13 protein-coding genes are annotated in these 11,936 nt (G+C 38.7%); 8 read left to right on the forward strand and 5 right to left on the reverse strand.

Going from position 1 to position 11,936, the window contains the following annotated elements:
* Positions 1-295 precede the first annotated feature (295 nt).
* The gene (locus QZ562_RS15700) at positions 296-538 is read left to right on the forward strand and encodes a hypothetical protein (RefSeq protein ID WP_293762016.1); all 243 of its coding nucleotides are present in this window, start codon (positions 296-298) and stop codon (positions 536-538) included.
* A gap of 232 nt (positions 539-770) precedes the next feature.
* On the opposite strand, the gene QZ562_RS15705 is transcribed toward QZ562_RS15700, so the two are convergent.
* Entirely contained in the window at positions 771-1,481 is a 711-nt protein-coding gene (locus QZ562_RS15705; RefSeq protein ID WP_293762019.1) for a hypothetical protein, read from the reverse strand.
* 20 nt (positions 1,482-1,501) lie between these two features.
* Positions 1,502-1,768, reverse strand: coding sequence for a helix-turn-helix transcriptional regulator (locus QZ562_RS15710; RefSeq protein ID WP_293762022.1), 267 nt, complete (start codon positions 1,766-1,768; stop codon positions 1,502-1,504).
* A gap of 288 nt (positions 1,769-2,056) precedes the next feature.
* On the opposite strand from QZ562_RS15710, the gene prfC reads away from it, so the two are divergent.
* The 3 genes from prfC to QZ562_RS15725 all read left to right on the forward strand — a co-directional run bounded on the left by prfC (position 2,057) and on the right by QZ562_RS15725 (position 6,151).
* The gene (gene prfC, locus QZ562_RS15715) at positions 2,057-3,634 is read left to right on the forward strand and encodes a peptide chain release factor 3 (protein ID WP_293762025.1); all 1,578 of its coding nucleotides are present in this window, start codon (positions 2,057-2,059) and stop codon (positions 3,632-3,634) included.
* A gap of 45 nt (positions 3,635-3,679) precedes the next feature.
* Positions 3,680-5,416 carry an arginine--tRNA ligase gene (argS, locus tag QZ562_RS15720; RefSeq protein ID WP_293762028.1) on the forward strand — a complete coding sequence of 579 codons (1,737 nt, stop codon included), beginning with the start codon at positions 3,680-3,682 and terminating at the stop codon, positions 5,414-5,416.
* A gap of 162 nt (positions 5,417-5,578) precedes the next feature.
* Positions 5,579-6,151 carry an NAD(P)H-dependent oxidoreductase gene (locus QZ562_RS15725; protein WP_293762031.1) on the forward strand — a complete coding sequence of 191 codons (573 nt, stop codon included), beginning with the start codon at positions 5,579-5,581 and terminating at the stop codon, positions 6,149-6,151.
* Positions 6,152-6,210: 59 nt separating this feature from the next.
* Here QZ562_RS15725 and QZ562_RS15730 read toward each other — a convergent pair whose 3' ends face one another.
* The 3 genes from QZ562_RS15730 to QZ562_RS15740 all read right to left on the reverse strand — a co-directional run bounded on the left by QZ562_RS15730 (position 6,211) and on the right by QZ562_RS15740 (position 7,614).
* Entirely contained in the window at positions 6,211-6,639 is a 429-nt protein-coding gene (locus tag QZ562_RS15730) for a RimK/LysX family protein (RefSeq protein WP_293762034.1), read from the reverse strand.
* 337 nt (positions 6,640-6,976) lie between these two features.
* Positions 6,977-7,183, reverse strand: a complete 207-nt coding sequence (locus QZ562_RS15735; RefSeq protein WP_293762037.1) for a hypothetical protein — start codon at positions 7,181-7,183, stop codon at positions 6,977-6,979.
* Positions 7,184-7,500: 317 nt separating this feature from the next.
* Entirely contained in the window at positions 7,501-7,614 is a 114-nt protein-coding gene (locus QZ562_RS15740; RefSeq protein ID WP_293762040.1) for a hypothetical protein, read from the reverse strand.
* Between the two features lie 267 nt (positions 7,615-7,881).
* On the opposite strand from QZ562_RS15740, the gene QZ562_RS15745 reads away from it, so the two are divergent.
* The 4 genes from QZ562_RS15745 (at position 7,882) to QZ562_RS15760 (ending at position 11,886) form a co-directional block, all read left to right on the forward strand.
* Positions 7,882-8,739 (forward strand): mechanosensitive ion channel family protein, encoded by an 858-nt coding sequence (locus tag QZ562_RS15745; protein WP_293762042.1) that lies wholly within the window; start codon positions 7,882-7,884, stop codon positions 8,737-8,739.
* A gap of 97 nt (positions 8,740-8,836) precedes the next feature.
* A protein-coding gene (prfB, locus tag QZ562_RS15750) for a peptide chain release factor 2 (protein ID WP_293762045.1) occupies positions 8,837-9,935 on the forward strand; the annotation gives its coding sequence in 2 pieces (ribosomal slippage) (positions 8,837-8,911 and positions 8,913-9,935; 1,098 coding nt in all).
* Between the two features lie 34 nt (positions 9,936-9,969).
* On the forward strand, positions 9,970-11,514 hold the full coding sequence (gene lysS, locus QZ562_RS15755) for a lysine--tRNA ligase (RefSeq protein ID WP_293762048.1): 1,545 nt from the start codon (positions 9,970-9,972) through the stop codon (positions 11,512-11,514).
* A 162-nt stretch (positions 11,515-11,676) separates the two neighbouring features.
* Positions 11,677-11,886: a hypothetical protein gene (locus QZ562_RS15760; RefSeq protein WP_293762050.1), complete on the forward strand. Its 210-nt coding sequence runs from the start codon at positions 11,677-11,679 to the stop codon at positions 11,884-11,886.
* Positions 11,887-11,936 lie beyond the last annotated feature (50 nt).

Consider the following 11,936-nt stretch of genomic DNA (forward strand, 5'->3'; position numbering starts at 1 on the left):
AACATCAGCAGAGTAGCGGATTAGTTTTTATTATTAATCACTGCTTTTCAAACGTCACAATACAAATAAAAATGTGGATTTGATTCCACGGGGTGAAATAATTTCACATTATAATATAAGTATATGATTTTAATACACAAATATAAATATATATTTGTGTATTAAAAATAAATTGCCTACGCCCCGTAAAACAGGGCGACTGCAATTTTTTAGTGTTTTTTCAAATCTTTTATGCAAATGTATGAGGCATACGCTTTGCGGTTACGTCGGTTACGTCGGTTAGCATAGGTGGTTCTTGCGGGAAGACCTAGTTATTAAAGAAATTTGCGGTGGTTTTTTTCGAGAAGAACCAGCAACTAGAGAGCTTTGCGGTGGTTTTTTACGGGAAGAACCAGCAACTAGAGGGCTTTGCGGTGGTTTTTTGCGAGAAGAACCAACAACTAGAGAGCTTTGCGGCGGTTTTTTACGGGAAGAGCTCGCAACTAAGGGGATTTGTTGTAGTTTTTTGCGAGAAAAATCTGTAAATATGGCTTTTTGACGTGTTGTTTTATCTAGGATAAATGGGGCGAGAATAATAAAATAATTGAAGTTGTAAGTTTTTTTTTCGCTGAGTGTACTATGAGCGAACGAGCTACTGGTTAGACTAATTATAGTCGATAAAAATAACAGAATAGGTATAGACAGTTTCATAAGGTTTCCCAATTATCATTATTTAAGTGGAGAAATTTCCACATTGATGATTATGTAGGTTTTTTGGCCGTAAGAGGAGCTTAGGCTTTTAGAAGCTTTAGAATTAAGCGTTTATAGTTTTCGGTAAATATGGCCCAAATAATAATTGTTCCAATAATGTGCACAACATAAGAATACGAATAGTATACGAATAGTACGTCGTTAAAACCTATCAGGTGTCTTGATAGGTACTCAAAAACCATAGCGGCCTGAAGTACAGTCAAGACCGCATACAATTTATAGATAACCCAATCTAAATTTACTGACTCTCCTGCATTAGGAAAATACTTGTCCACAAAGCTAACTCTGCAAAAAACTAAGTACCTAATTAAAAGGTTGGAAATCATAATCCATATATACCAATAAATTTCTGGAGCACTGTAATTGATGGAGTACCAATATAATTCGCTTGCAGAAGCCACAATTACAACTGTAGCCACTATTTTTGCTAACCAATCATAACGGAGATAATAGGACACATAGAGAGCGGTTAGATATAACGTCACCTTAACCAGATTTTCATCAATAAGTAGGTTCCAGGCCAATAAATCCCACATCATCCGCAAGACTAGAATGATGATGACACTCACAACATTGATATCTTTCCTGCAAACTATTCCAGTAAATATTAACAAGATTATATAAATGCGATCGAAAGCTAATCCGTTGCCAAAGGTCGCAATGCCAAAAAGCACGAAAAGCCCTCCGAAAAGGGCTGTAAGAAAATTTGGAAGATAGGCTCTTATAAACATGAGCCCAGACTAAAGCAACTTCAGCTCAGGTTAAAGCCGAAGTAGTCCATAACGGTGGAAAAGAATGATTCGCGGGTTTGTTCTGATGCTGTTTGACGGCAGATAGACCACCAATTATTTACAACACCTACACCTATGTTATCCATTGTTTCAGGTTTGTCATTTTCGATTGCAGAGACTGTTTCGCGGCTAATACCTACTCTTTGAGCAAGTTCTTCTTGGGTATAGCCCGCTTCTTTACGCATAGATTTGAGCTGCGCGCCACTAAACATTTTTCTACGTGACATGAAAGATTGCTTCCTGATGGTAAAATATGACTATTGCTTTTATTATTTTTACGGCAAAAAATTTCCACAAGTTAATATAATTTAAACATGGGTTTGAGTAAATAAAAAAGTTTATATTAGGTTAATAATATGTAACTTCGATGCAGATATTGACTATACCTAAAAGTATAGTGCCTAATTGAAGGTTTTACTAAACTACAAAATTCTTTTAGAACAGCGACTTTTTTACCAGAGTCATATACAATATGTGCCCGAATTATTTAGTTACCAGTTATTTAAGAGTATTCAATGTCCTTCCAACAAGAAGTTGATAAACGCCGCACCTTTGCGATTATCTCTCACCCCGATGCGGGTAAAACTACCATCACTGAAAAAGTATTATTGTTTGGTAATGCCTTACAAAAAGCAGGAACGGTAAAAGGTAAAAAGTCAGGGCAACATGCTAAGTCTGATTGGATGGAAATGGAAAAAGAGCGGGGTATATCTGTGACTACTTCTGTTATGCAATTTCCGTATCGCGAATGTACAGTTAACTTATTGGATACACCCGGCCATGAAGACTTTTCAGAGGACACTTATCGCACATTAACTGCCGTTGACTCTTGCTTAATGGTAATTGACGCAGCTAAGGGTGTTGAGGCACGTACCATAAAACTAATGGATGTAACGCGTTTGCGAGACACGCCCATTATTACTTTTATGAACAAACTGGATCGGGATACACGCGATCCTATTGATTTGTTGGATGAAGTTGAAAAAGTACTAAATATCAAATGTGCACCTATCACCTGGCCAATTGGAATGGGCAAAGAGTTTAAGGGTGTCTATCACTTGCTCAAAGATGAAACATATCTGTATAAAACAGGTTTAGGTCACACAATTCAAGACGTACGTGTTGTGAAAGGTCTTAGTAACCCTGAATTAGACGAAGCAATCGGTGTTTACGCTGAAGAAATACGAGACATGCTTGAACTAGTGAAAGGTGCATCAAACGAGTTTAACCATGATGAGTTTTTGGCAGGTGAATTAACCCCAGTATTTTTTGGCACGGCTATGGGTAATTTTGGTGTTGATCATATGCTTGATGGTCTGGTTGAATGGGCACCATTGCCGCAAGGTCGTGAGACCAGTCAACGGAAGGTCGAATCAAGTGAGCAAAAATTCAGCGGTTTTGTGTTTAAAATTCAAGCTAATATGGATCCAAAACACCGTGACCGTATTGCTTTTTGCCGCATAGTATCTGGTAAGTATGAAAAAGGCATGAAAATGCACCATAGCCGAATAGGAAAGGATGTACGAATTTCAGATGCGGTGACTTTTTTAGCCAGTGATCGAGAATTGTTAGAAGAGGCTTACGCCGGTGACATTATCGGTTTACATAATCACGGCTCTATTCAAATTGGTGATACTTTTACAGCAGGAGAAAAGTTTCGTTTTGCGGGTATTCCTAATTTTGCTCCAGAATTATTCAAACGTATTCGATTAAAAGATCCGCTCAAACAAAAGCAGCTACAAAAAGGTTTGATACAATTAGCTGAAGAAGGTGCTGTACAAGTATTTAGGCCGTTACAGAATAACGATTTAATAGTAGGGGCGGTGGGTGTATTGCAATTTGATGTGGTGGTGGCTCGATTAAAAGGTGAGTACAACGTAGATGCTGTATATGAGCATATCAATGTTTACACCGCTCAGTGGGTAACATCTAAAGACCCAAGGAAACTTGACGAATTCAGACGTAAAGCAGAAGCAAATTTGTCAGTAGATGGAGGTGATAACTTGGCTTACATTGCACCAACGAGAGTAAATCTAGCCTTAGCCAAAGAGCGTTATCCTGATATTGTGTTCCATACTACCAGAGAACACTAAGGCTATTTATTAACAGCCTGATGCATTTTATAGACAAGAGCAGACATGAACTTACACACATTTTTACTAGCAAAATTTAAAGCCGCACTTATCGCCATAGGTGCACCAGAAGGCACGCCAACTCCACTTAGCCGCAGTACCCGTGTTGGTTTTGGGCACTATCAATTTAATGGTGCAATGGCTTTATCAAAAGTGCTCAAACAAAATCCAAGAGACATTGCTCAAAAAATTGTGGACGTAGTTGAGTTAAACGACGAAGCTGAAAAGTTAGAAGTTGCTGGTCCTGGTTTTATCAATATATACCTTAAGCCACAGTGGTTGGCACAACAGCTAGAAGCGGCTAATGCTGATAGTCGTCTTGGCATTGAAGCTGAGCAGCAACAAACAGTAGTGGTCGATTATTCAGCCCCCAATTTAGCCAAAGAGATGCACGTTGGCCATTTGCGTAGCACTATCATTGGAGACTCAGTAGCTAAAACGCTAGAATTTTTAGGGCATAAAGTTATTCGTCAAAATCACATGGGTGATTGGGGCACACAATTTGGTATGTTACTGGCACATTTAAATGACAAGTTAGCCGCTAATGAAGTGGCCGAGACGGCACTTTCTGATCTAGAAGATTTTTACCGTGCAGCAAAAGTACGCTTCGACAATGAAGAGGGATTTGCTGACCGTGCTCGAGATTATGTAGTGAAGTTACAAGGCGGTGATATTCAATGTTTACAGTTGTGGCAAAACTTTATTGATATATCTATCGCACACAGTGAAGAAGTGTACGACAAGCTTAACGTGAGCCTCAGACGAAGTGATGTGATGGGCGAAAGTGCTTACAATAATGATTTAGCAGCAACGGTAGCCAAGCTTAAAACTGCTGGCATCGTTGTGGAAAGTCAGGGAGCGCAAGTGGCATTCTTGCAAGAAATGGCTGATAAAGAGGGTAACCCAGCAGCTTACATTGTTCAAAAGTCTGGTGGCGGCTATTTATATGCTACCACCGACCAAGCAGCTATCCGCTATCGTAATGGTGTATTAGACGCAGATCGGACTTTGATTTTTACAGATGTACGCCAAGCTTTACATTTTAAACAAACGGAGATTGTTGCCCGTAAAGCAGGGTTTATTAACGCACAACAAAGCTACCAACACTGTCCATTTGGTATGATGTTAGGTAGTGATGGAAAACCTTTCAAAACTCGAACTGGCGCTACAGTTAAGTTGGTTGACTTATTAGACGAAGCCATTGAACGTGCTGAAGTACTGATCAACAAACGTGAATCCGACTTGTCAGCACAAGAGCGTAAAATCATTGCTGATAAAGTGGGTATTGGCGCAGTAAAATATGCAGATTTAAGCAAGAACCGCACTACAGATTACATTTTTAATTGGGATACCATGCTCAGTTTTGAAGGCAATACTGCACCTTACTTACAATATGCATATGCCCGTGTGCAAAGTATTTTCAGAAATGCTGATATTAATGATGTTAATTTACAAGCTAATATTCAACTTGAAGAGCCTCAAGAAAAGCTTCTTGCAGTTAAGTTAATGCAATATGTTGAAGCTATTAAACAGGTATCAAGTGAGGCTACTCCGCATATAATTTGTACGTACATATACGAGCTAGCGAGTTTGTTTATGAGTTTCTATGAAGCTTGTCCAATATTAAAAGAAGGTATTGATGAGCAAACTAAAAATAGTCGTTTGATGTTAGCCCAGTTAACAGCTAAAACTTTGCAGTCAAGTTTGGACTTGTTAGGTATCGAGACTATGGAGAAAATGTAAGGTGTTTAGCTTCGAGTTTCGAGTAAAAATCACACAAAACTAACAACCCGCAACTTAGCGGGTTGTTAGTTTTTACATGATATAAAGTAATTTTAATTTAACCGTATTTCATTTCCAGTATGGTTTACTAATCAATACTAATTAACAACTGAGACAACTCATATGGTAAAAATTCTAGCGTTTTCGGGTAGTGGCAGAAAAGATTCAGTTAATAAAAAAGTTGTAGCTATCGCAGCAAAAGGAGCACAGGAAGCAGGAGCAGAGGTTACTATTATCAACCTTGAAGATTTTGTTATGCCTATTTTTAATGAAGATCTAGAAGCAGAACAAGGAATGCCTGCTGCAGCTCAGGCATTCAAAGAATTAATGATAAGTCATGATGGATTTTTAATTTCATCGCCTGAGTACAATAGCTCATACAGCAGCTTATTTAAAAATGCAATTGATTGGGCATCCAGAAAAACAGGTGACGAAAAGCCAATGGCAGCGTATCGGGGAAAGACAGCTGCAATTATGGCCGCATCGCCCGGTGGATTAGGTGGGATGCGGGTATTAGTTGTACTGCGAATGCTGATGGAAAATTTAGGAACGATGGTATTACCCAATCAAAAAGCGGTAAGCGGTGCGTTTGCTGTGTTTGATGCAGATGGAAATATTTCTGATGCAAAAACTGAAAAAGCGTTAATGTCCCTTGGTAAAGAGTTGGCCGAAACCCTATCCAAGTTGAAAGGATAGACTAACCTAGATATTGAAGTAAATATTTGTATGAATATTTGCAATAAAAATATATTTACTTAATCAGAGAGTAAAAATTCATGCTCTGGGTCAACAACTAAACGCCCAGACATGGCTTCCCTGCCAAGTAACATCAGATATTTCATCTCAGATCGGTCAGTAAGTGTTAGCTCAATACACCACTGCATATCAGCAATTAATATATCAGTTTCTATTACGAGGCGCCTTTGGTGTGTTGCGTTAGAACTTTTAACCTTGCGTACACTTTTGACTTTAGCTTCTCTTTGCACCACTTGATTGACAACATGCGTGTCGGGGTGGATATCAAATCGTACCCATTTTTCTTTTTGTTTTTTAAATTCGACGATATTGTCTACATGTAATGATGATGTGGCGGCTCCAGTGTCTACTCTTGTCTCTATTTTGTTAAGCGTGAGATGCGGTAAATCACATAGTTCAAGTGCGCCAACTAATTGTTTGTTATTCATCTAAGTTACTCTTTAATAAATGATGGAAAGTTATAGCAAAACAAAATTCTTTCGTAGTAGTTCAAGGTTTCTTGCGACGCAACTTAGTTTTCTTTAATAAGCAATGTAATAGACGATTCACATTGTTAAGTTGCGTGAGTATTTTATTTATTACCAAGCCTATTTCCGGAAAAATCACTTTAGGTCAATCAGTCCGTATGGGCTAACAATCATCGTTACCTAGCGAATCGGTTAATAGTTCACTTCATCGTGTTACAGGGCTACAAAGCTAATCTCTGTTTTCCTTATTTCGTCCGGTCTGACCCAGACACTATTAATTTAAAACTCATTCATAGGATTATTTAAGGGTCTGTATTGAGCTCTTTCCTCTTATTTTGTTATTGTTGGGTTTGGCATTTTTTTCCAGAAATTGAGTGATCATACTTGCCACATACTTACCTGTTGCCGTTTCAATACCATTTAAGCCCAGTGATGAATTAACCTTGATCACTATTGGACCAGAGTTGACGTGTAATATATCCATCCCACACATATTCAAACTCAAGTTTTCGCCGTATCTACTGCAGTTTTCGCTCTACGGGGGAAAGTCTAACAGTACTAGCAATAATTCCTCTATCAGGGTTTGAACGGAATTCTCGTTCTGCTGTTTGTCGTTTCCGGTGTTTGTCAAACTAGTTGTCGCAATTACCTTATCACCGACATTTTTGATTAAATCGTCAATTTTCACGGTAGTGAGCAAGACCTGTTCTTGGTATCTGAATACCTTTCGAGAAAGTGCTGTAACCAACGTAATGGATCTCAGGAACGGCTGATAGCGACTGATTCATTGATACTAAAAACTCATCCTTTCAAACTGTCGAATTACACAGCTACCGTAAAAGTCATTGATTCACCTATACGTGGGATAACAGCACCATGGTAAAGAAGTGATTTACCATTATATCTGACAGAAGGTCGGTTACTGGTGACATCCATGTAGCAGTGTATGATATCAATTACGTCGACGTGATGACCTAAAACAATATCGACCTAAACTAGGCAAAGGGTCGAATAAAAATTTAGGTAACGGAGCAAAATGGCGAAGCGCAACATTATCATCCGATTTATGCTGATTTGCATATTACTTGTAGCTTAGGCTTAAGGTAAAGTGTTATTTTTTTGTGAGGAGTCAATCAATTTATTCTCTGCAGTATAGTTGTGTATAATCTGCTTATTTAGAGCCTACAAAGCTAAATAATCTATATGGAACTTATACAAAATATTTTCGAGTATGTCTTTGAGAATAAATTAATTTTAACTTTCTCCGTTATGTTTTTGTCATTACTAACAAAATACCTGTTGGTAAAGTTAGTTCGCAAATATGCCAAAAATAAAGGTGAAGACAGAAGAGATTTAATCAATAACGTTAAGAACTTTTTAAACCTTGTGTTAATTGTCTCATTGTTGAGCCTCTGGGCGGAAGAAATGCAAACATTTGCGTTTTCAATTGCTGCTTTTTCTGTCGCTATTGTCTTAGCTACTCGAGAATTTATCCAGTGTGTTATTGGTTTCTTCTACTTAGTCTCAACTCGGCCTTTTCGAATAGGTGATTGGATTGAAGTCGATCATTTTGTTGGTGAGGTTTCTGCCACAGATTGGATAAAAACTACTCTATTAGAAGTAAATATTAAGTCATACGAATACACAGGTAAAACGTTGTTCATTCCTAATAATAAATTGATGACCAGTCCTATCAAAAACCTAAATTTTTTAAAACGATATGCCACACATCATTTTATTATTACCCGAGATCAAAGTGTTAACCCTTTTGTATTTATTAATAAAATCATTGAGAATGCAAAAGCTTATTGTGAGGATTTTTATGATGTTGCGGTGCGTTATAATCAGATGATTGAAAGGCGCTTGGACATTACTATTGCTGGACCCGATCCACACATTAAGATATCAACAACTGAGCTTGGGGACACAGAAATTGAAATTACACTTTTTTGTCCTACGGAACGTGCCATAGAAATTGAGCAGGCCATATATGCTGACTTTATGGGGCACTGGTATTCTGAAAAAGATAAAATCAAGTCTATAGGAGAAGCTAATAAATAATAAGTTTGAGAGGTTAATTCTAATAGTCTCTCTATTATTAATGTAGAAAATCCGTTAGAGTCTCGTCCCATTTATTTTGAGTGCAATTCTTTCATTTATGTTTGAAATCAACCCAGTACATAATGCCTTAGCGGACATAAAGCAGCGCGGTGAGTCGCTCCGGGGGTATCTTTGACTATGATCAAAAAAAAGAGCGTCTCGAAGAAGTTAACCGTGAATTAGAAAGTCCTGATGTGTGGTCGCAACCTGAGCGAGCTCAAGCTTTAGGTAAGGAAAAAGTAGCTCTTGAATTGGTCGTCGAAACGATTATTTTGTTGGAACAGGGAACTGAAGACGTAGAAGGTTTGGTGGAATTGGCGGTTGAAGCTGAAGATCAAGATACTTTTGATGAAGCTGAGTCTGAATTAGCCGAGCTGATTAAAAAACTCGAAGTGCTCGAATTTAGACGTATGTTTTCTGGCCCGAATGACGCCAACCATGGATATATTGATATCCAATCAGGATCGGGTGGTACCGAAGCACAAGATTGGGCTAATATGCTGTTGCGTATGTATTTGCGATGGGGCGAAGCCCATGGATTTAAGACAGAATTAATTGAAGTATCGGATGGTGATGTAGCAGGTATAAAGAGTGCAACTATTAAATTTAGTGGCGACTATGCGTTTGGTTGGATACGCACTGAGACGGGTGTTCACAGATTAGTCAGAAAATCACCTTTTGATTCCGGCAGCCGCAGACACACATCTTTCGCCTCTGCCTTTGCTTACCCAGAAGTGGATGACGATATTGAAATTGAAATTGATCCGTCAGATTTACGAATCGATACTTACCGTGCCTCAGGGGCCGGCGGTCAACACGTGAACCGCACAGATTCGGCGGTACGTATTACTCATGAACCCACCAATATAGTGGTGCAGTGTCAGAACGACCGTTCACAACATAAAAATAAAGCACAGGCCATGAAACAGTTAAAAGCCAAGCTTTATGAACATGAAATGCATAAACAAAATCAAGAAAAGCAGACAATGGAAGATGGCAAGTCCGACATAGGGTGGGGAAGTCAAATACGCTCGTATGTATTAGACGACTCACGTATTAAAGATTTACGCACTGGGGTAGAAACCCGTAATACACAAGCCGTGTTAGACGGCGATTTAGACAAATTTATTCAAGCCAGTTTAAAATCTGGTCTTTGATACCTAACACCGTAAAAAGATATCAGGAAAGTTGATGACCGAACAAACACAAGATGAAAATAAGCTAATTGCAGAGCGCCGCGCTAAACTTACTCATATAAGAGAAAACTGTAAATCCAATGGTTTCCCCAATGATTTTCGTCGTGAATTCTACAGTGATGAATTACAAAAAGCGTTTGGTGAGCACGAAAAACCAGCTTTAGAGGAATTGGGTAAAGTAGTGAGTATTGCGGGGCGTATTTTAGCTAAACGTGGGCCATTCTTGTTGTTGCAAGATATGACAGGGCGGATTCAGTCTTATGCTTCAAAAGACACACAAAAAGATATTAAAGAACGTTTTGGCAGCTTGGATATTGGCGATATTATTGGTGTAAAAGGTGTGTTGTTTAAATCAGGTAAAGGCGATTTATATGTCAATATGGCTGAATATCAACTGTTGACTAAATCATTGCGTCCGTTACCCGAGAAATTCCATGGTTTGGCCGATCAAGAAACCAAATATCGTCAGCGATATGTGGACTTGATCACCAATCAGCAAACGCGTGATACCTTTATTATTCGCAGTAAAGTAGTCAGTGGTATCCGTAACTTTTTAATTGAACGTGACTTTATGGAAGTGGAAACTCCCATGTTGCAAGTCATACCAGGCGGTGCGACAGCAAAACCTTTCACCACTCATCACAACGCACTTGATATCGACATGTATCTTCGTGTTGCCCCTGAACTTTATCTTAAACGTTTAGTGGTAGGTGGTTTTGAGCGTGTGTTCGAAATTAACCGTAACTTCAGAAATGAAGGGTTGTCCACACGACACAACCCTGAATTCACGATGCTAGAATTTTATCAGTCTTACGCGGATTACCATGACTTGATGAACCTAACTGAAGAAATGTTACGAAAAGTGGCACAGGATGTGTTGGGCACAACCATCATTAAAAACACCACTAAAGACGCTGAAGGCAATGTTGTCAGTGAAGTAAATTACGACTTTGGTCAGCCATTTACTCGTTTAACTATGAATGCAGCGGTAATCAAATATTGGCCTGAAGCTAATGTTGACGCGATCAACGACCCTGAAAATCATTTGGCTGAGCTCAAAGCAATGGCAAAACAGCTTCACATAAAAGAACCTGAAGTTGACGGTATATGGGGTGCAGGTAAATACTTGTGTGAAATTTTCGAAGCAACGGCCGAAGAAAAACTCGATCAACCTACCTTTATTACTGCTTACCCTTGGGAAGTATCACCCCTAGCGCGAAGAAATGATAACGACAGTTTTATTACTGACCGTTTTGAGTTTTTTGTGGGTGGTCGTGAGTTAGCCAATGGCTTTTCTGAGTTAAATGATTCTGAGGACCAAGCGGCTCGTTTTCGTAAACAAGTCGAAGAAAAAGACGCAGGCGACGATGAAGCCATGCATTTTGACGAAGATTACATTCGTGCCCTAGAATATGGCTTGCCGCCAACTGCGGGAGAAGGAATAGGCATCGATCGATTGGTTATGTTATTTACCGACAGTCCTACGATTAAAGATGTGATCTTGTTTCCTCATATGAAGCCGGAAGTACCTGCAGAATAAGCACTATATTCATATAGATCTAAAGGGGACACTTCGGTGTCCTTTTTAGATCCATATGAATAAAAATGTAAATAATTTCAGATTTTTCTAAGAACAAACACAGTTTATTTAAGACGTTTTTATCTATTTTATAAAGAGCAAAACAGAACTCTCGGAGCATTTTTGATTTTAAGTTTGTCGGCATTAATTCCATTGACAGTTTGGTTGGCATCAGACGATAAGGAATATACCCAAAATTCGGATTTTGCTGTTTACCAGATTGCTTGGCTGATTTTTAGAAGTTTAGCTATTGGAATTGCAATCAATCAAATTTGTATTCTGGTTGTAACAGAAGATGGTGTTGATAAAGAGCTTTCGCTTATACACATATGACGCTGCCGACTAAGAGGATAGACTAAATCTCGCTATGAACTGATTCAACA

It is taken from the genome of uncultured Paraglaciecola sp. (assembly GCF_913058035.1).
GTDB lineage: Bacteria > Pseudomonadota > Gammaproteobacteria > Enterobacterales > Alteromonadaceae > Paraglaciecola.

Bases quoted from the DNA above. Each gene is read 5' to 3' on its own strand.
- prfC (WP_293762025.1), top strand. From the start codon at position 2,057: ATGTCCTTCCAACAAGAAGTTGATAAACGCCGCACCTTTGCGATTATC.
- QZ562_RS15705 (WP_293762019.1), bottom strand. From the start codon at position 1,481: ATGTTTATAAGAGCCTATCTTCCAAATTTTCTTACAGCCCTTTTCGGA.
- QZ562_RS15710 (WP_293762022.1), bottom strand. From the start codon at position 1,768: ATGTCACGTAGAAAAATGTTTAGTGGCGCGCAGCTCAAATCTATGCGT.
- QZ562_RS15745 (WP_293762042.1), top strand. From the start codon at position 7,882: ATGGAACTTATACAAAATATTTTCGAGTATGTCTTTGAGAATAAATTA.
- QZ562_RS15740 (WP_293762040.1), bottom strand. From the start codon at position 7,614: ATGGATGTCACCAGTAACCGACCTTCTGTCAGATATAATGGTAAATCA.
- lysS (WP_293762048.1), top strand. From the start codon at position 9,970: ATGACCGAACAAACACAAGATGAAAATAAGCTAATTGCAGAGCGCCGC.
- QZ562_RS15730 (WP_293762034.1), bottom strand. From the start codon at position 6,639: ATGAATAACAAACAATTAGTTGGCGCACTTGAACTATGTGATTTACCG.
- argS (WP_293762028.1), top strand. From the start codon at position 3,680: ATGAACTTACACACATTTTTACTAGCAAAATTTAAAGCCGCACTTATC.
- QZ562_RS15725 (WP_293762031.1), top strand. From the start codon at position 5,579: ATGGTAAAAATTCTAGCGTTTTCGGGTAGTGGCAGAAAAGATTCAGTT.